Genomic DNA, 18,402 nt, shown 5'->3' with positions numbered 1-18,402 from the left:
GAAATTACGCTTCACAATCCACGCAAGGTTGTGCTATCATTAAAATAAGATTAAAAGAAAGAAGGGAATCTCTTGACTAAATTCATCAGTTCAGACAAAGCGCCCGCAGCAATCGGTCCTTATTCGCAAGGAACCAGAAAAAATGGCTTCATTTTTTCATCCGGACAATTACCGATCGACATGGAAACGAAAGAGCTTGTAACCGACCCTGCAGCAGCGACAACAGCTAGTTTAAACAATGTATTGACGATCGTCAAAGCGGGCGGCGGTTCGTTGGAATCAATCGTGAAAGTCAACGTGTTCGTAAAGGACATCAATGATTTTGACGCCATCAACGGCGCGTACACTGCATTCTTCGGCGAGCATAAACCAGCCCGGTCCTTGGTGCAGGTTGCCGCTTTACCGAAAGATGCCGTCATCGAAATAGAAGCCATCGCAGCAAAAGACTAAACAATGAGGCTGTATTTGAACCAGAATAGGATTTTCTGGCTTAGATACGGCCTCTTTTGTTTGGGAATTGAATTTACGCTCGGAGATTCCCCGTCAAAATCCATTTGGCGGGGTAAAATGTCCAAGGGCAACATGAGATTCCCCGCCAAAACCTATTTGGTGGGGTTAAACGTCAACGGACAATACGAGATTCCCCGCCAAAACCCATTTCGCGGGGAATCCCGCTACCAAACCACAAATAAGATGCTGCCTCTTTACTAGGCAGCATCTTATTTGCGGTTTATTTAGTCATTTAAAGCAACAACCTGAAACCGTTATTCGAACGGATTCAATTTGACCGGGGGCTGGTCATCAACCCATTCCGGCTTGACTTCCAGTTGCTGACCGAAGATCATCATTTTCAGGCGGACGCCTTCACGGGTGGCGGCCAAACCGCCCAAGCCGGTTTCGCGCAGGGAGGCGGGAAGGTTTTTTCCGACTTTGCGCATCGCTTCGATCACATCGTCGGCGGGGATTTTATTTGTCAGCCCTGCCAAGGCCATATCTGCGCTGATCAGGGCATTGACTGCACCGATCGCATTGCGCTTGACGCAGGGAATCTCGACCAGTCCGGCAACCGGATCGCAGACGAGGCCAAGCAGATTGCTGATCGCCATCGCCATCGCTTCTGAAGCCTGCTCCGGTGTGCCACCTGCGATTTCGACAGCCGCAGCGGCCGCCATTCCGGATGCGCTCCCGACTTCGGCTTGGCATCCTCCGGCGGCACCGGAGATCATCGCGTTGTTGGCGATCACCATGCCGAAACCGCTGGCGCAGAACAGCATTTGGACCATTTGCTCTTCTGTCAGACCCAGTTTGTCCTTGATCGCGAACATCACACCGGGCAAAGTTCCCGATGAGCCGGCAGTAGGTGTCGCGCAGATGATGCCCAACGAAGCGTTGACTTCGTTCGTTGCGATGGCGCTCTCCACCGCAATCAGCAGGTCGTCGCCGGAAAGCGTATGGCCGCGTTGACGATAGTTCCGCAGTTTCACGGCTTCGCCGCCGGTCAATCCAGTGGGGGAAAACACGCCATCGCCAGCTAATCCTTTTTCGATTGCGGCTTTCATGACGAGGTAATTGTTGCGCATCTGTTCCCAAATTTCCGTACGCGTCCGGTGGCTCTTGGCCATTTCCTGCAGCAGCAACAATTCGGAAATTGGCTTGCCGCTTTCCTCTGCGGCAGTAACCAGTTCTGCAATCTTGTTGTACAAAGCGGTATTCCTTCTTTCCTAACTGATCAGTATCGCCTTTTCAATGAAAGGCATCTCGTTGATTTCGTAGATTATTTCTTTAGTGGGGACCGTATCCAGATAGAGGACGACCCATTCGGTATCACTTTCCCTAAAAATGCGGATATCATTCAGCGGGTAGCCTTTGAATGCAAAAAAATTCTGCCATTCCGCTTCGCTGTAAAGATGGTATTGGAGCGTATTCTGATGGATGAAATAGATAGGCAGTTGCGCATCCAATCGCATCGAGAAGTTGTCGATGTCGACTTGGTTCAGAACAATCGAACCGCCCCCGATGGAACTGCCCGTGATGGATATTTTTTTCTTATCCCGTTCTAACACCATGGTGGCTGTGTTTGGATGGCCGACGGGAGAGTCGCCAATCTCTTCGATGAATTTTACGGCTATCTTTTGGGATTCGGCCATTTTGAGGGACTGCGGGATCATCGGATCGTCGGCCGCAAAACCGAGTATTCCACCAAGGATCGCAAAATCGGTGCCGTGTCCGAGATGGGTATCTGCAAACGATTCGTAGTAATGGATTGTGACTTTTTTCGGTTTGACCTCGAACAACTGTGCCGCTGCTTTCCCCAATGCCAGAGCGCCTGCAGTATGCGAACTGGAAGGGCCGACCATCACCGGACCGATGATATCGAAAATGCTTCTGAATGTATGGCTCATACCGATCCCCTTTCCTTATTGGTTCATGAAAGCTTGCCTCTCATTATAGCGAAAAGGCTATCGGAATGACAGAACACCAACACGCTTTTTAGCAGATTCTAATGGTATGCGAGAAAATATCGAGCAAGTAAATGATCTGTATGATGTGTACGCTGTGTTTGATTCATCCATAAAATGAAATTTCCATGTGGGAACAAAAAAGCTCTCTCATTATCGGCATTCCAGCATAGTAACGCTTCCTTTTCATATGATATAATGACTTCATCATCCTGAAAGGAACGCGTGAGAATATGGAACTAAAAGAACTGGTTGGATTGAAAGCAGCAGAATACATCAAAGACGGTATGACAGTGGGGCTGGGAACAGGCTCGACTGCCTATTATTTTGTGAAGGAAATCGGGAGACGTGTGAATGAGGAAGGATTGAAGATCACTGGGGTGACGACTTCAATCCAAACGAAGGAATTGGCTGAGTCATTAGGAATTCCGTTAAAGAGTGTGGATGAGGTGACTTGCATCGACATCACAGTGGACGGAGCCGATGAAATCAGTGAAGATTTCCAAGGGATCAAAGGTGGCGGCGGCGCTTTGCTGTTCGAAAAAATCGTTGCTGACAATTCCAAGAAAGTCATCTGGATTGTCGATGAAAGCAAAATGGTGAAACATCTGGGTGCCTTCCCGTTGCCGGTGGAAGTAGTCTGCTACGGATCGGTCCAACTGTTCAATAAATTCAAAGAAAAAGGCTATAATCCGGAATTCCGCAAGACAGCAAGCGGGGACTATTATTTGACTGATGAGAAGAACAACATCATCGATCTGCATCTGGGTGAGATTTTGGATCCGAAGGCACTCGCCGAATACCTGATCCATCTGACCGGTGTCGTGGAGCATGGGTTGTTCCTTGATTGTGTGGATACCGTTTTAGTCGGTACAAAGGACGGTGTGAAAGTGATCGAAGCGAAAAGATAAGCTTTAACTATAGTTCATAAAACGTTTTGCGTGGAGCTTGATATTCAAAAAATCAGATTCAGATGGAGGAAAAGCCTATGAGAATGGTAGATTTAATTATCAAGAAACAAGAAGGCAAAGCATTGACGAAAGAAGAGATCCGTTTCATCATTGACGGCTACACGGATGGGTCTATTCCCGATTACCAGATGAGTGCCTGGGCGATGGCCGTCTTTTTTCAGGATATGACCGATGAGGAACGGATGGAGTTGACGCTGGCAATGGCTGAGTCCGGCGATCAGATCGATCTTTCTGCCATCGCGGGCATAAAAGTCGACAAACATTCAACCGGAGGCGTTGGCGACACGACGACGCTGGTGCTCGCTCCATTAGTCGCCAGTTGCGGGGTGCCGGTGGCGAAGATGAGTGGACGCGGATTGGGGCATACAGGCGGCACGCTGGATAAACTGGAATCGATTCCCGGCTTCCATGTGGAGATCGACGAGACGACCTTTGCAGCCATCGTGAATGAAAATAAAGTCGCTGTCATCGGACAATCCGGCAATCTCTGCCCGGCGGACAAGAAGTTGTATGCGCTGCGGGATGTGACCGGAACCGTGAACTCTTTACCGCTGATCGCAAGTTCGATCATGTGCAAAAAAATCGCAGCCGGTGCGGATGCTATCGTACTCGATGTAAAAATCGGCGCCGGTGCGTTCATGAAGACGGAAGAAGATGCGCGAGCACTTGCCCATGCGATGGTCAAAATCGGCAATCTCGCCGGCCGTAAAACGATGGCGATCATTTCCGACATGAGCCAACCTTTGGGCGTAGCTGTCGGAAATGCCTTGGAAGTTGAAGTGGCGATCGAAACGTTGAAAGGCAACGGGCCGAAAGACCTGGAGGCGCTCTGCATCGAATTGGGAAGCCAGATGGTCTATCTGGGCGGAAAAGCGGCTGATTTGGCGGAAGCACGCGGAATGGTGACAGAAAACCTCCGCAACGGCAAAGCTTTGGAGAAATTCAAGGTTTTCGTTGCTTCCCAAGGCGGTAACCCGGCAGTCGTGGATGATTATTCATTGATGCCGCAAGCCTCGCGCCAACAGGAAGTTCTGGCAGAAGCGTCCGGGTACGTGACGGAAATCGTTGCGGATGATATCGGCGTGGCCGCGATGTTGCTTGGAGCTGGACGCGCCACGAAAGAAAGCACGATTGATCTGGCAGCCGGACTGAAGATCCTGAAGAAAGTCGGCGATCCGGTCCAGAAAGGCGAAGCAATCGTCAGAATGTTCGCCAACAAAGCAGATTTCGGTCAGGCCGAAAAGCTGATTCAGGAAGCCTATTCCATCGGTGAAGAACGAAAAGAAATCACGCTGATCCACAGCGTCATCACGGACTGAAAACAAAAGCATCCGAGTCGCACACAATTAATCGTGTGTGGCTCGGATGCTTTTCCTATTGGTCGAAGGTTACGTTTGTGATGTCCTTGCTCATATTCATCAGATCGTTCACTAAATCCTTTTTCTTGTAGTAATGCGGTAAACCGATCCCGTAGATGACGATATAGGTTGGCTGCTCGCTCTCAGGATTCTCGATCAGAAACTTCATGTCCGAAGTCTCGATGTTGTTTTCGGAAAGGAATAATTCGATCGCTTTTTTAAGATCCTGGTGTCGGTAATGGACTTCCACATGCAACCCACCTATGGAAGTCCTGAGTTTTTTGATGATGTGCAGAACGACATAAAGAATCAGGCAGCCGATGAACGATAGGAAATAATAACCCATCCCGACGGCAATCCCGAGACCGGCGACTGTCCAGATGGTTGCAGCCGATGTCAAGCCGGTGACCGTATCCCGTTTGGTGATGAGGATTGTGCCGGCGCCGAGGAACCCGATGCCGCTGACAATCTGGGCGATGATGCGGGTAAAGTCGACTGTGATGCTGGATGCGATATCCGGGTTGGCTATAGCTAGGTTCAGGCTGTAAAAAGCGATTTCGAGCTGAATCAAAGTGATGAGGCAAGCTGAAACGGAAACGATGATGTTCGTCCGCAGCCCCGCTGCTTGACGATTCTCTTCGCGTTCATAGCCGATGATGCCACCGACAAAAACCGCCGCTAGCAAGCGCATCGTTATTTCCAATGTGCTGATTGTGTACACTGCAGTCCCCCCTTTCAAAATTGAGCATTTCTTCTATTTTAAAGCATAGGCTGTATTCTGTAAAAGGAAATGACGATTTTTTGAAAATATGCAGAATCACGCCGTTTCTTCAGCCGGCTTATGATAAAATGGAACATAACATTATTTTTTGATTAGAGGAGGGACAATATGTCGAAAAAAGAGTGGCTAGCTGGAATGAAAGCCATCTATCCGGTTTGCTTCGGCTACATTCCGATGGGGTTGGCCTGTGGGGTCCTGTTGCAGCAAGCCGGTTATCATTGGCTTGCGGTCATGCTGATGAGCCTGATCATCTACGGAGGAGCTTCGCAGTTCATGATTGCGTCGATGACAGTGGCCGGGGCAGGGTTGCTGGAAATGGTGATCATGATTTTTTTCATCAATCTGAGGCATCTCTTGATGAGTTCCAGTCTGGCCCACAGGATCCGCGAGAAGAACACAGCTTTCAGCATATTCTTTGCGCAGACGATCACCGATGAATCGTTCGCCGTCAACACGCTGTATTTCAAAACCGATGGCATGTGGAATCCAACGAAAGCAATGGCTGCGAATGTCACGGCCTACACGACTTGGATTTTGAGCACCGGGATAGGCGCCATGGCCGGTAAGACCATCGACCTGTCGCCGGTTGTGATGAACTACATCCTCATTGCGATGTTCATTTTCCTGCTCATTTCCCAAATCGAGAACCGCATCGTGTTCTGGACGGCGGTATTTTCCGGCATCACGGCGGTCGCGCTGATGAATCTGCTGCATCATAATATCGCCATCGTCCTGACTTCGATCTTGGCTTCCGGATTCGGGCTCTATCTGCAGAACAAGAAAGACGAAAAGGAGGGGATTTTGCGTGGATGACAAAGCATTATGGCTCATTCTGGGTGGGGGATTGGTGACTTTTCTGCCCAGATGGCTCCCGATTGTTGCCTTGAAGAACGCGCGGATTCCGATCTGGTTCCAGAAATGGATGAGCTTCCTGCCGGTTTCCATCTTTTCGGCATTGATCGCTTCAGATATCTTTTTCTGGGAAGGCAATGTTTCCTTGAACATATTGGAAAACGCCAAACTATTGCCGTCGCTTGTGACTGCAATGGTGGCTTATTATTCGAAAAATATGATTCTCTCCGTCATCGTCGGCATCGTGGGCATCAGTCTGATGGTGTGGTCCCTTTGATTCCTCTCGCTTATTTTTAATGTTTTAGCCATCGTATTATCATTATTCTGTTGACATGCTTTTGTATGTTGATTATGATGAATGCATACCCAAGGGAAAAGGAGGCAGTCGAATGCAAACGATCACGCGTGTTACAGCAATGAACGGAAAAAGCTGGCAAAGCCGCATAGTGTAGGTTGATCGTGTGACAGGACTGTCCATAGATGCAACCTCAGATTCAGTCTGGATTAGCATCTATGCGGATTTTTCCTTCTTTTACTTATTCAGGAAACCAACACCGCAAAGACTATTAGGGTCTCTGCGGTGTTTTTGTACCCAAAAATGCATTGCCGATCCAGATTGGGATGTGTACGAAAAATCAAATTTCAAAAAATGGAGGAGTTTTGATGATGAAAAATGGGATGAAAAACATGTTCCGAATGAGTTCGATTTTGGTTATCGGGTTACTGGCCGCTTGCGGAAATACAGGGTCGGAAAGTGACTCTTCTGCAGCGACGACGGAAAGCGAACAGGAGCAGGTCTACATCGGCATTCTGCATCTGACGACGCATCCGGCTTTGGATCAGATTACGGAAGGGATCATGGATGAATTGGCGGCGGCGGGCTATGTCGATGGTGAAAATGCCACCATCGATTTTCAGAATGCACAGGGGGACCAAGCGAACATGAAATCGATCGCCGAAAGCTTCGTCAGCCATGACGCGGACATCATGATCGGTGTTGCGACGCCTGCCGCACAAGCGTTGAAAAATGCCTCAGATGAGATTCCGGTGATCCTAGGAGCGGTCCAAGATCCAGTCGGCGCCGGCTTGGTTGAATCCTTGGAAGCTCCTGGCAGCAATGCAACGGGGCTGTCGAACCGGACACCGTCCAACGAGCAGATGGCTTTGATCAAGCAATTCCTGCCGGATGCCACAACAATCGGTGTCATGTACACAACTGCCGAAGACAATGCGATCATCTCCGGCCAACGCGCTGAGCAAGCGGCAGCGGACTTAGGCTTCGAGGTCGTCACGAGAACGATCACTACTTCGAACGACATCGCCCAAGCGGCGGAAAGTCTGGCCAAAGAAGTGGACGCAATCTATGTGCCGAACGATAACGTCATCGCAAGCGGAATGGCAACCTTGGTGGATGCTGCCGATGCGTTCGGCATCCCGGTTTTCCCGGCCGCTGATACGATGGTGAAAGATGGCGGCGTAGCAACATTTGCACCTAGCCAATACGGCATGGGTACGCAGATCGGCCAAATCGCGGTCGACATCCTGAAGGGCGCGGATCCGGCGACTTATCCGGTCCAACTGGTGAAAGAGAATTCCGTATACATCAACCAAGCCAAAGTGGACGAACTGGGCTTGACGATTCCGGAAGAAGTCAAAGCCGATGCGATGTTTGTGGAATTGGCTGAATAATAATTGTTTAGGGGAGGGGCTTCATCCAACTGCGGATGGCCTCTTTTTTTTGCCATGGCGCTAGTTAGGAGGTCGCTGAGGTTACCGGATGCGGAACAAAAGCCCGATATGTCGGTTGAACGGATCACGTGTTGGTGGGAACAGCCGACACATACCGAATGTGTTGACTGAACGTATCAAGTGTCACACTGAACAGCCGACGCATGCCCAATTTGTCGGTTGTTCATCTGTAACCCCAAACCTGCAACACACACCCCCAAAAAAAACGCGCCAGCGGCCGGTATCATTCTACCGTTCGCTGGCGCGTTTATATTATATTCGACTTTGTACTGAACGATTGGCGTACTGACGGTAGTCGATCCCGCGCATGTCGCACCAGTCGAGGATGTCCCGTTGGAAGATAAGATCTGTTCGATCCAGATCGGCAACCGATGTTTTGCCCAACATCGCCATCACCGTCTTGATCTGTTGCTTCCAGGCTTCGATCGTTTCGGCAGTCTGCTCCGGTCCATCACTCAGGACCATATGCAGGAATTGGCCGGAAAGTCCGACAGCTTTTGCGCCCAAGCTCAGCGCTTTGACGATGTCCAACGGCGTTTTAATGCCGCCGGATGCGAGGAACTCCGCTTTGCCGCGGTGAACATCAGCTTCCAGCAGCGAGATCAAAGTCGATTGGCCCCAGTTTTCCAGGTCATCGTAGGCTATTGCCGTTCGTCTTGCGTTTTCGATCGCCGCAAAGTTCGTGCCGCCTTTGCCGGAGATGTCGATCGTCCGGACACCGACAGCAATCAATTGTCCGATCGTTTCCCGGCTCATGCCGAAGCCGACTTCCTTCACGATGACGGGGACGCCGACATGCGCGGTGATCTCCTCAATCTGACGCAGCCACATCGTGAAATCGCGGTCGCCTTCCGGCATGATCATTTCCTGCGGCGCGTTGATGTGGATCTGCAGAGCATCGGCTTCCAGGATATCCACGGCGCGTTTGGCATTCTCAAGCGAATGATGAGCACCGATATTCGCGAATATCTGTCCGTTCGGGTTCACCTTGCGGATGACCGAAAAGCTGTCGCTCACGCTGGGATCCTTCAACGCCGCACTGACGGAACCGGAAGCCATCGCTAAGCCGGTCATTTTGGCGACTGTCGCCAAATCGGCATTGATCTGTTTGGTCCGCTCGCTGCCGCCGGTCATGCCGTTGATGTAGAAGGGCGCAGCTAGGTTCATCCCTGCCATCTCCGTCTGCAGCGAAATATCCGCAACTTTCAGATTGGGCAAAGAGTGATGAATAAAGCGCATCTTCCCGAAATCGGACTGATTACTTGGCTCATACTGTTGTTCCGCCAAATCGACATGCTGGTCTTTTCTGTTTGAATCAAGCGTCATTCGGAAGCTCCTTTCCAATCGATGGCTGCTGCACTTCGAACATAACTAAAGACATGCAGCGGCAAGTTCATGATTCCGACTTTTTCCCATTCCGAAATCAAGGGGATGATTCCCGATTGTCTGTCGATGATGACGATGCCGCAGTCTCCACCTCCGGCACCGGATGATTTTGCTGCGCCCAGATTCTTCTCGGCCAAATCGCATAATTGCGTCAATGGGGGTGTCTCAATGACGACACCGGTGTGCGCAGTCAATTGCTTCAAAAGCAAGCGGTTCTCCCGGATGCCTGCCTGAATCGCCCGCAGATCGCCTTGTTCGAAAGCGGCGATCATAGCGTTTACGCACTTTTTGCTGGCTTCCAGGAATGTTTTGTAAAAATCATCGATGCCGCCGCGGACATCATTGACGCGATCAACAAGATGGGTGGTGGAAGCCGGCGAGCCGGTCCAGCCGATAACCAACCGCAGATTGGCTGGGGGTGTCAATGGTCGGATCATCAATTTCGGCCAAGCTGATTCCAACAATTCGGTGAGCGTCAGCTCGGCTGCCTTGTTCATTACCCATTCCCTGTCAAAACAGGCATAAGCGATCCAACCTCCGTAGGTGCTTGCGGCAATGTCGCCGAAGGAACCGTTGCTTTTGACGGACAAATGCGCCAATGCGGCCAGTTTGTAGACCAACTCAAAATCCGGATCGATCGCATAAAATTTCAGCAATGCTTTGATCGTCGCGACCGTCACCGCGCCGCTCGATCCCAGCCCGTATTTTTTCCCGCTGGCATTGTCCAACTCGCTCTTCACGGAGAGATGGAAATAGGACAACGGAATACCGGATTCTTTGATGTAGCGTTCCGTCACCTTGACCGCCTCGGTAATGTAGAGGAAAGGATTTTCGCGCTGGTCAATGACTAACTGATCCTCTTCGCGGGTCCAAGGTATCGGCAAGCCGCCATACTGCGCCGAACGGATTGTCCCGGTCGTATCGGCTTCTTCCAAAGATACCGTAATGAACTGATCCAAGGCGACCAAAATCGATGGGTGGCCAGGCGTCACTACCGCATATTCTCCGGCAATGAACAATTTACCCGGAGCACTTGCTTCTGTTACAGTCATGAATTCAACCCTCTCTGTTCCTGTTAGTCGTTCCAACTGTAGACAGCGCGTTCAGCTGGAGTCAATTCCCGGATTCCTTTTCCGGGCTTGGTGATGATCAATTTATCTTCTGTGAAATGTTCCAACAACGCTTGTTTTATCGTTTCGGCTTGCGAAAGTCGGCACAGCACTTTGACATTAGGACCGGCATCCATCGTGACATAGCAAGCGATGCCTTGTTTGCGCAAAGCCTGTGCGATCTTGATAGCGACAATGCTGTCCGGTTCCCAATAGGAAAAAGGCGGTTCTGCACCCAACATGGTTCCGTGCATCTTCATGCCGTTAGCTTCGGTGATTTCGCCCAAGCGGATGAAATCTTTCGCAGCGATGGCTGCTTTGATGTCCAGAATATCTCTTTTCGCCGATTCCACCCAAGCTGGATAGAAGGGTGAAGTCTCGACCGTGCGTTTCATGCCGATGCGGCTGGAGACTTCCTTTGCTTTCTGGTTGACAGCCACAATGACCATACCAATATCCCAGCCGGCATCGTCGACCGGTACTGCGAAGGAATCGTCGGAACAAGTCCCCATATCCCATTCCACAAAACCGCCGTAGATACTGCGCGTTGCACTGCCACTGCCGCGTCTTGCAAAGGTCGACAATCGCTGCGGATCCAAATCAAGACCCAAAGCCAAATTGGCAGCTCCTGCCAAAGCAGCGAAGGCAGAGGCTGATGATGCCAAACCGGCTGCGGTAGGGACGTGATTGATGCTTTCAACGCGCGCACGTATGGCTGTGTTTTTTTCTTCACGGAACAGATTAAGAAATTTGGAGATTTTTTGTGTCTCTTTTTCGCCTTGCTTCTCGCCGTTCAGATAGAAGGAATCTTGCGGGAGGGCTTCATCGAAGACGACCATCGTATCCGTATAGAGTTTATCCAAGGTCATGGAAAGGCTGCTGTTCATAGGAAGAAAGTCGGTTTCGTCCCGCTTCCCCCAATATTTGATCAGCGCGATGTTGGTATGCGCTCGGACATAAGCTTTCTTAGACATCTTCAGTTCCTCCCATTAGGTAGATCCAAGTCCGGATTGCCCCGGCCTGGCGTATAGCTTCTTCCACTTTTTCCGCTTCGGATCGGGTAGCGGCCAATGCGATCATGCAACCGCCGCGTCCGCCGCCCGTCAATTTGGCGCCCAGCGCTCCTGCAGATCGGGCCGCTGATATGAGCCTGTCCAAATCGGGGCTGGATACTTCCAGAAATGACAACACTTCATGGGCCCGGTTCATCAGTAGCCCCAATTGTTGCGGGTCGTTAGCCTCAAGCGCGGACTTCGCCGTTTGAGCAAAACTTCCCAAACGGGTGATGGCGTCTCGGTACGGTTGCGGATTTTTTCCGTTCAGTTTTGTGGCAATGCTGGCTACTGCTTCCTTTGTTTGGCCAGTCACGCCGGTATCCCCGACAATCATATAAGCCTTCAGGTTCAAAGGAAAAGCTTCGAATGGCTGGCCTTTGATGTAAAATAGCGGGGCCTCACCGCTTGCCGTGGCGGCATCCAGACCGCTTGGGTTTCCGTGTGCGACCATCTCGGATATGTTGACGAGCCTGAGCAAGGTCGCTTGGTCCAACGGCTTATCGAAGTAGGCGAAAAGGGCGCGGGTCAAGGCCACCGAAACGGCAGCGCTGGAACCCATGCCTCTTTCAGCCGGGATGGTGCTCGCGAGCGAAATCGCTAGGTTTTCGTCCGAAACCTGCAGTTCGGCCAATGCCGATTGGATGGCTGTCCGCATGCTTTCCAGGATTTCAGGCATTTCTGCAGCGATGCCGTTATAATAGGAACAATCAATTGTCAAGGGACCTTCCGACTCGCATACGGTCGCGGTCATTTCGACTGCCGGGAAGGGCAGCGCAATGGATGGCTCCCCGTGGACGACGGCGTGTTCACCCATCAAGATGATTTTGCCGTGCGACTTACCTGTGGAGCAGCGTGTTTTTATCATGTAGGATCGTCCTTTACTGGTTCTGAATTAAGCGGGGAAAGTCTTATTGCCGCTGATTCTTATGCGTCTTCTATTATGCTTGCTGTACATGGATATTGCAAATCGGCATGATTTCGCCGAAGTGGCTAATTTTTGAAATTCTTTCTGAAATGGAATTCCGACAAATTCGGCACATATTTTTTGCTATTTTCTTTCATCATTTTCATTGTATCGGAGCAAAAATGCAAAGTAAATCAAATCTTTGGGATTTTACGGAAACTTAAAAAGCTATCCTACCGCAGAAAGCAAAGATTAGGTTTCGATTAAAATTAAATGTTCGTATTTGATGGGGTTAAATTTTCAGAAAAGTGTGATACAATTACCAAAAGTTTGATTATTTCCAGAAGGGAAAAGCTATGATAGAAGATAGAAACTACTACGAAATCCATCGTGAAGAATGGCAAACTTTTCATCAAGATTCCATTCCGACAATCACGGAAGAGGAACTGAAGGAATTGACATCATTGAATGATAGGCTTTCATTGGAAGATGTTAAGGATGTCTATGTGCCGTTGGTGCATATGTTCGATATTTACTTGCAGCAGTACCGGAATCTTCAGCGGGATAAAAGCAGATTTCTTGGCAGATCCTATGAACCGTCTCCACTAATCATTGGCGTAACGGGTAGTGTCGCAGTCGGTAAAAGTACGACAGCACGTGTCCTGCAGAACCTTTTGAAGCGGGCTTATCCGACAAAAGCTGTCGAATTGATGACAACAGATGGTTTCCTGTACCCGAACCGGATATTGAGGGAACGCAACATCATGGATCGTAAAGGATTCCCGGAAAGTTACGATATGGAAAATTTGGTGCAATTCCTGTTGGATGTGAAGACAGGCAAGCCGAATGTCCGGTTTCCTGTCTATTCCCACCGCATCTATGATATTGTCCCTGGCGATTATGAGGAAGTGAATCATCCGGATATCCTGATCGTGGAAGGGATCAATGTGCTCCAGTTGCCGAGCAATCAACAGATTTACGTCAGCGACTTCTTTGACTTTTCCATCTATGTGGATGCCGAGGAAGAGATGATCGAAAAATGGTACATCGAACGTTTCGAAATGCTGATGGACTTGGCAATCGATCAACCGGATAACTATTATTACAACTATGCAATCGGCAAACGTGAGGACGCTATTGAGATGGCCAGAGGCGTCTGGAAAAGGGTTAACCTGAAAAACCTTCGGGAGTATATCTATCCCACGATCACACGGGCAAATTTAGTAATTCATAAAACAACGAATCACTTTATTGATGAATTGTACATAAAAAAATATTAAAGAAATTGGAGAGATTATTAGATGATAGAGCAATTTACCGAGTTGGAAAAAATCGTCGTACTGGATTTCGGCAGTCAATATAACCAATTGATTACACGACGCATCCGCGAATTCGGCGTATTCTCAGAGTTGGTTTCACACCGCACAACTGCTGAAGATATCAAGGCGATGGGGAACGTCAAAGGGGTCATTTTCTCCGGGGGCCCGAACAGCGTCTATGAAGACGATGCTTTCAAAGTTGATCCGGCCATTTTCGCTTTGGGCATCCCTGTACTGGGGATCTGCTACGGCATGCAATTGATGACCGACCATTTCGGCGGAAAAGTCATTCCTGCTGATGAAAGAGAATACGGACGTTCCGACATCGAAATCCTTGATTTGGATACGCCAATGTTCAAAGGCCTTTCTGACATCGAGACTGTCTGGATGAGCCATGGTGATAAAATCACTGAAATTCCTGCTGGCTTCAAAGTGACTGCCACAAACGACAACTGTCCTGTTGCAGCCTTTGCCAATACAGCAGAAAAATTCTACGGCGTCCAGTTCCACCCGGAAGTACAGCACTCTGTACACGGAAACGAAATGCTGAAGAACTTCGCCTTCGAAGTCTGCGACTGTTCAGGAAACTGGTCGATCGCCAACTTTATCGAAATCGAAACAAAAAAAATCAGAGAAACTGTCGGCGACAAAAAAGTCTTGTTGGGACTATCCGGTGGGGTTGATTCAAGCGTAGTCGGCGTATTGCTGCATAAAGCAATCGGCTCTCAATTGACTTGTATCTTTGTTGACCACGGCCTTTTGCGCAAAGGCGAAGGCGATCAAGTTATGGAAAGCCTTGTAGGTAAATTTGGCTTGAACATTGTCCGCGTTGATGCGAAAAAACGTTTCATGGACAAACTGGCAGGCGTCAGCGATCCGGAACAAAAACGTAAAATCATTGGTAACGAATTCGTTTACGTATTCGACGATGAAGCTACGAAATTGCAAGGCATCGACTTCTTGGCGCAAGGAACGCTCTATACAGACGTAATCGAAAGTGGAACAGAGACTGCCCAAACAATCAAATCTCACCACAACGTAGGCGGACTGCCTGAAGATATGCAATTCAAGTTGATCGAACCATTGAACACATTGTTCAAAGATGAAGTCCGCGAATTGGGAACACAACTTGGCATGCCTGACAGCATCGTTTGGCGTCAACCTTTCCCAGGCCCTGGTTTGGGTATCCGCGTCATCGGCGAAATCACCGAAGAAAAATTGGAGATCGTCCGCGAATCAGACTACATCTTGCGCGAAGAAATCGCGAATGCTGGTTTGGACCGCGATGTATGGCAATACTTTACAGTCCTGCCAGGATTCCGCAGCGTAGGCGTAATGGGCGACGGCCGTACGTATGATTACACAATCGGTATCCGCGCCGTGACATCGATCGATGGCATGACGTCCGACTGGGCACGCATCCCTTACGAAGTGTTGGACAAGATTTCCCGACGCATCGTAAATGAAGTGAAGCACGTCAACCGCATAGTGTACGATATTACGAGCAAGCCACCATCGACCATCGAGTGGGAGTAATCTTTCACATATAGAAGCCTGCAAGTATTATTTTAACGGGCTGTATGGTGCAATAAAACACAAATCATCTTTTTAAGTTGTTGTATGAATGAACTTGATTCATATACCTGACATAAAAAGGTGATTTTTTTGCATTTATATAAAATAGCTACAGAAAAAGTATGCGAAAAATACAAAACACTTGCTTACTTGGATTAAATAAGTTAAACTTAAACAAAAAGTTAGGCGAGCCTAATAATATGTTTAAATTAGCCTTAGGTATTACGGGTCGCTCAACACAAATTCAGAGGCCAGAAAATAAGAATGAGAAAGGGACGACACATAATGGAAAATTTAAAAATCCAGAATATGAATATAGCCTATCAAGGTCAGTCTGCAATCAAAAATGCAACGCTTGCGTTTGAGTCGAACAAATTAACAGGGATCATCGGACCAAATGGAGCCGGGAAATCAAGCTTATTGAAAGGGATCATGGGCTTGACACCGTTAAATACTGGAGCAGTAAGTCTTTACGGCAAACCGCTGAAGGAAATGATAAACAAGATAGCCTATGTCGAACAGAGACAAGAAATCGATCTCTCATTTCCCATAGATGTTTTCGGAACCGTACTTTTTGGCACCTATGCAAATTTAGGCTTTTTCCAGAGGCCGAAGCAAAAAGAGAAGGATTTGGCATTGAAGGCTTTAGAAAAAGTCGGAATGGCAACCTTTAAAGATCGACACATCAGTGAATTATCCGGTGGACAGCTGCAACGTGTTTTCATTGCGCGAGCGTTGGCACAGGAAGCTGAATGGTTGCTGCTTGACGAACCTTTTGCCGGGATTGATGCTACCAGCGAGAAAATCATCATTGAGCTGTTGAAACAACTCCGCGATGAAGGCAAATCAATCGTGATCGTCCATCATGATTTGCATAAAGTACAGACTTATTTTGATGATATTGTCCTGATCAATAAAGAAGTGGTTGCCTTTGGTACGGTATCTGAGGTATTTACTGCGAACAATATGAGAAGGGCTTATGGGGAAGCAATTTCCGAAATGATCAGTCTGGGGGGTGGAACAAATGTTAAATGATTTTATTCAAGGACTCTTGGATTTCCAATTCCTGCAGAACGCTTTGATCACTTCCGTTATGGTCGGTATATCTGCTGGAATAATCGGTTCCTTCATCATCTTACGAGGAATGTCTTTAATGGGGGATGCCATCTCGCACGCAGTATTACCGGGGGTGGCGATTTCTTATATGCTGGGGAGCAGCTATATCATCGGAGCCACGGTTTTTGGGATGGCGTCGGCCGCTCTCATTGGTTTTGTCACGAAACACAGTCGTTTAAAAAACGATACGGCAATCGGAATCGTCTTCAGCGCATTTTTTGCTCTAGGGATCATCTTGATTTCCTTCGCCAGAAGCTCCACTGATTTGTATCATATCCTCTTCGGGAATGTGCTGGCAGTTCGGGATTCGGACATGTTTTTGACAGCAGCCGTGCTTGTTATCGTATTGATCTCAGTGCCGCTATTCTATAAACAACTCAAACTGACTTCCTTTGCGCCGACGATTGCAAAATCATATGGTTGGAACATCAGTGCAATCAATTATGGGTTAATGTTTTTGCTGACACTAGTTGCGGTGACTTCGCTACAAACAGTCGGTACGATTTTGGTAATAGCAATGCTGATCACACCGGCAGCGACAGCCTACCAATTGACCGATAAATTGATTGTTATGATTGGCCTCTCGACAGTATTTGGAACCCTCAGTTCTATCGTAGGGCTTTACTTCAGCTACAGTTACAATCTGCCGTCTGGGGCGACGATTGTCATGGCAGCAGCTACATTTTTCATTGTGGCATTTATTTTTGCACCGAAAAAGGGACTAATCGGCCAATTAAGAAAGGAGAATTTACATAATGAAAAATAAACTATTGTTGCTTGCTGCAGTGCTGTTTGTAGGTGTTTTGGGAGGCTGCGGAAATTCTCCGGAAGATGAAAAAGGAAGTACGGATGCAACAAATACAACAGAAACCAAGCTTAAAGTGGTCTCCACCAATTCCATTATCGGCGACATGGTAGAAAAAGTTGGAGGGAATCTGATTGATGCGCACAGTATCGTGCCTGTCGGAACCGACCCGCACGAATACGAACCCTTGCCGGAAGATATCCGAAAAGCAAGCGAAGCCGATGTCGTGTTCTACAACGGATTGAATTTGGAAACCGGCAATGGCTGGTTTGACAAATTGATGGAAACTGCGGGTAAGTCAGAAGGTGAAGATTACTTCGTTGTCAGTAAAAATGTCGAGCCGCTGTATCTGTCGGGAAACAGTTCGCAACAAGATCCACATGCCTGGCTGGACATTTCCAACGGCATTCGTTACATCAACGAAATTACGCGCGTCATGAGCGAAAAGGATCCTGAAAATAAAACAGACTATGAAAAAAATGCGGATGCTTACATTGCCGACTTAACGGAACTGGACAGCGAGGCAAAAAAAGAATTTGCTGATATCCCCGAGGAAAAGAAGCTGTTGGTGACCAGCGAAGGAGCTTTCAAGTATTTCTCAAAAGCTTATGAACTACAAGCCGCCTATATTTGGGAAATCAATACTGAAGGTCAAGGTACGCCTGATCAGATGAAGCAAATCATTGAAAAAGTCCGAAATTCAGAAGTTCCGGTTCTCTTTGTGGAGACGAGTGTCGATCACAGAAGCATGGAGCGATTAGCAAATGAGGTGGATCTTCCCGTTTACAGCAATCTGTTCACGGATTCCATCGCGAAAGCAGGGGAAACCGGTGACAGCTATTACGATATGATGAAATGGAATCTGGAAAAGATTCATGAAGGATTGAGTCAGTAGAAGCGATTCGTTACCCTTCTGTTGTGGTGCTTGACATTTTGAACTGGTATCGCTAAATTGGAGAAAAG

General features: G+C 48.5%; 18 protein-coding genes. 11 read left to right on the top strand and 7 right to left on the bottom strand.

The annotated features are described in order from the left end of the window. Positions 1 to 72: 72 nt before the first annotated feature. Positions 73 to 450 (top strand): Rid family detoxifying hydrolase, encoded by a 378-nt coding sequence (locus BLV66_RS05150; RefSeq protein ID WP_086987501.1) that lies wholly within the window; start codon positions 73 to 75, stop codon positions 448 to 450. Between the two features lie 314 nt (positions 451 to 764). Here BLV66_RS05150 and sdaAA read toward each other — a convergent pair whose 3' ends face one another. Beyond that, entirely contained in the window at positions 765 to 1,703 is a 939-nt protein-coding gene (gene sdaAA, locus BLV66_RS05145) for an L-serine ammonia-lyase, iron-sulfur-dependent, subunit alpha (RefSeq protein WP_086987502.1), read from the bottom strand. Positions 1,704 to 1,721: 18 nt separating this feature from the next. Continuing rightward, positions 1,722 to 2,402 (bottom strand): serine dehydratase beta chain, encoded by a 681-nt coding sequence (locus BLV66_RS05140; RefSeq protein ID WP_086987503.1) that lies wholly within the window; start codon positions 2,400 to 2,402, stop codon positions 1,722 to 1,724. 290 nt (positions 2,403 to 2,692) lie between these two features. Between BLV66_RS05140 and rpiA the strand changes: the two genes are divergently transcribed. Together rpiA and BLV66_RS05130 are read left to right on the top strand one after the other, a co-directional pair. Beyond that, positions 2,693 to 3,370: a ribose-5-phosphate isomerase RpiA gene (rpiA, locus tag BLV66_RS05135; RefSeq protein ID WP_086987504.1), complete on the top strand. Its 678-nt coding sequence runs from the start codon at positions 2,693 to 2,695 to the stop codon at positions 3,368 to 3,370. A gap of 77 nt (positions 3,371 to 3,447) precedes the next feature. Next, a complete protein-coding gene (locus BLV66_RS05130; RefSeq protein WP_086987505.1) occupies positions 3,448 to 4,749 on the top strand; it encodes a pyrimidine-nucleoside phosphorylase in 1,302 nt (433 codons plus the stop codon). Positions 4,750 to 4,804: 55 nt separating this feature from the next. Here the strand turns inward: BLV66_RS05130 and BLV66_RS05125 are convergent, their stop codons facing one another. Further along, positions 4,805 to 5,509 (bottom strand): MgtC/SapB family protein, encoded by a 705-nt coding sequence (locus BLV66_RS05125; protein ID WP_086987506.1) that lies wholly within the window; start codon positions 5,507 to 5,509, stop codon positions 4,805 to 4,807. A 168-nt stretch (positions 5,510 to 5,677) separates the two neighbouring features. On the opposite strand from BLV66_RS05125, the gene BLV66_RS05120 reads away from it, so the two are divergent. From BLV66_RS05120 to trpX, 3 genes are all read left to right on the top strand, one after another. After that, complete coding sequence (locus BLV66_RS05120; RefSeq protein WP_086987507.1) at positions 5,678 to 6,382, top strand: AzlC family ABC transporter permease; 705 nt, start codon at positions 5,678 to 5,680, stop codon at positions 6,380 to 6,382. Beyond that, positions 6,375 to 6,698, top strand: a complete 324-nt coding sequence (locus BLV66_RS05115; protein WP_086987508.1) for an AzlD domain-containing protein — start codon at positions 6,375 to 6,377, stop codon at positions 6,696 to 6,698. Before BLV66_RS05120 ends, BLV66_RS05115 begins: the two co-directional genes overlap by 8 nt. 386 nt (positions 6,699 to 7,084) lie before the next feature. Next, positions 7,085 to 8,110, top strand: coding sequence for a tryptophan ABC transporter substrate-binding protein (gene trpX, locus BLV66_RS05110; RefSeq protein WP_176974147.1), 1,026 nt, complete (start codon positions 7,085 to 7,087; stop codon positions 8,108 to 8,110). Between the two features lie 312 nt (positions 8,111 to 8,422). Here the strand turns inward: trpX and fni are convergent, their stop codons facing one another. The 4 genes from fni to mvk are packed head-to-tail and all read right to left on the bottom strand — an operon-like array spanning position 8,423 to position 12,585. Next, complete coding sequence (gene fni / locus BLV66_RS05105; RefSeq protein ID WP_086987510.1) at positions 8,423 to 9,496, bottom strand: type 2 isopentenyl-diphosphate Delta-isomerase; 1,074 nt, start codon at positions 9,494 to 9,496, stop codon at positions 8,423 to 8,425. Then, positions 9,493 to 10,608 carry a phosphomevalonate kinase gene (locus BLV66_RS05100; protein ID WP_086987511.1) on the bottom strand — a complete coding sequence of 372 codons (1,116 nt, stop codon included), beginning with the start codon at positions 10,606 to 10,608 and terminating at the stop codon, positions 9,493 to 9,495. The genes fni and BLV66_RS05100 overlap by 4 nt, the downstream gene beginning before the upstream one ends. A gap of 23 nt (positions 10,609 to 10,631) precedes the next feature. Continuing rightward, positions 10,632 to 11,639 carry a diphosphomevalonate decarboxylase gene (gene mvaD, locus BLV66_RS05095; RefSeq protein WP_086987512.1) on the bottom strand — a complete coding sequence of 336 codons (1,008 nt, stop codon included), beginning with the start codon at positions 11,637 to 11,639 and terminating at the stop codon, positions 10,632 to 10,634. Then, complete coding sequence (mvk, locus tag BLV66_RS05090) at positions 11,632 to 12,585, bottom strand: mevalonate kinase (RefSeq protein WP_086987513.1); 954 nt, start codon at positions 12,583 to 12,585, stop codon at positions 11,632 to 11,634. Before mvk ends, mvaD begins: the two co-directional genes overlap by 8 nt. Positions 12,586 to 12,980: 395 nt before the next feature. Here mvk and coaA point away from each other — a divergent pair, with 395 nt between their 5' ends. The 5 genes from coaA (at position 12,981) to efaA (ending at position 18,334) form a co-directional block, all read left to right on the top strand. After that, positions 12,981 to 13,904 carry a type I pantothenate kinase gene (gene coaA, locus BLV66_RS05085; protein WP_086987514.1) on the top strand — a complete coding sequence of 308 codons (924 nt, stop codon included), beginning with the start codon at positions 12,981 to 12,983 and terminating at the stop codon, positions 13,902 to 13,904. 21 nt (positions 13,905 to 13,925) lie between these two features. Beyond that, on the top strand, positions 13,926 to 15,479 hold the full coding sequence (gene guaA, locus BLV66_RS05080; RefSeq protein WP_086987515.1) for a glutamine-hydrolyzing GMP synthase: 1,554 nt from the start codon (positions 13,926 to 13,928) through the stop codon (positions 15,477 to 15,479). A gap of 324 nt (positions 15,480 to 15,803) precedes the next feature. Continuing rightward, positions 15,804 to 16,553, top strand: coding sequence for a metal ABC transporter ATP-binding protein (locus BLV66_RS05075; protein WP_086987516.1), 750 nt, complete (start codon positions 15,804 to 15,806; stop codon positions 16,551 to 16,553). After that, complete coding sequence (locus BLV66_RS05070; protein WP_086987517.1) at positions 16,543 to 17,400, top strand: metal ABC transporter permease; 858 nt, start codon at positions 16,543 to 16,545, stop codon at positions 17,398 to 17,400. Before BLV66_RS05075 ends, BLV66_RS05070 begins: the two co-directional genes overlap by 11 nt. Continuing rightward, positions 17,390 to 18,334, top strand: coding sequence for an Mn/Fe ABC transporter substrate-binding lipoprotein EfaA (gene efaA / locus BLV66_RS05065; protein ID WP_086987518.1), 945 nt, complete (start codon positions 17,390 to 17,392; stop codon positions 18,332 to 18,334). The genes BLV66_RS05070 and efaA overlap by 11 nt, the downstream gene beginning before the upstream one ends. The last annotated feature ends 68 nt before the right edge of the window (positions 18,335 to 18,402 follow it).

This window comes from Trichococcus collinsii (assembly GCF_900107505.1).
In the GTDB taxonomy this organism is placed as follows: Bacteria; Bacillota; Bacilli; order Lactobacillales; family Aerococcaceae; genus Trichococcus; species Trichococcus collinsii.
This window is presented reverse-complemented; position numbering and strand designations above follow the sequence as displayed.

What these genes read in the sequence shown, in the direction of transcription:
- guaA (WP_086987515.1), top strand. Translation starts at nt 13,926, where the DNA reads ATGATAGAGCAATTTACCGAGTTGGAAAAAATCGTCGTACTGGATTTC.
- coaA (WP_086987514.1), top strand. Translation starts at nt 12,981, where the DNA reads ATGATAGAAGATAGAAACTACTACGAAATCCATCGTGAAGAATGGCAA.
- BLV66_RS05130 (WP_086987505.1), top strand. Translation starts at nt 3,448, where the DNA reads ATGAGAATGGTAGATTTAATTATCAAGAAACAAGAAGGCAAAGCATTG.
- fni (WP_086987510.1), bottom strand. Translation starts at nt 9,496, where the DNA reads ATGACGCTTGATTCAAACAGAAAAGACCAGCATGTCGATTTGGCGGAA.
- BLV66_RS05100 (WP_086987511.1), bottom strand. Translation starts at nt 10,608, where the DNA reads ATGACTGTAACAGAAGCAAGTGCTCCGGGTAAATTGTTCATTGCCGGA.
- efaA (WP_086987518.1), top strand. Translation starts at nt 17,390, where the DNA reads ATGAAAAATAAACTATTGTTGCTTGCTGCAGTGCTGTTTGTAGGTGTT.
- BLV66_RS05070 (WP_086987517.1), top strand. Translation starts at nt 16,543, where the DNA reads ATGTTAAATGATTTTATTCAAGGACTCTTGGATTTCCAATTCCTGCAG.
- BLV66_RS05075 (WP_086987516.1), top strand. Translation starts at nt 15,804, where the DNA reads ATGGAAAATTTAAAAATCCAGAATATGAATATAGCCTATCAAGGTCAG.
- trpX (WP_176974147.1), top strand. Translation starts at nt 7,085, where the DNA reads ATGATGAAAAATGGGATGAAAAACATGTTCCGAATGAGTTCGATTTTG.
- BLV66_RS05120 (WP_086987507.1), top strand. Translation starts at nt 5,678, where the DNA reads ATGTCGAAAAAAGAGTGGCTAGCTGGAATGAAAGCCATCTATCCGGTT.
- mvaD (WP_086987512.1), bottom strand. Translation starts at nt 11,639, where the DNA reads ATGTCTAAGAAAGCTTATGTCCGAGCGCATACCAACATCGCGCTGATC.
- rpiA (WP_086987504.1), top strand. Translation starts at nt 2,693, where the DNA reads ATGGAACTAAAAGAACTGGTTGGATTGAAAGCAGCAGAATACATCAAA.
- BLV66_RS05140 (WP_086987503.1), bottom strand. Translation starts at nt 2,402, where the DNA reads ATGAGCCATACATTCAGAAGCATTTTCGATATCATCGGTCCGGTGATG.
- mvk (WP_086987513.1), bottom strand. Translation starts at nt 12,585, where the DNA reads ATGATAAAAACACGCTGCTCCACAGGTAAGTCGCACGGCAAAATCATC.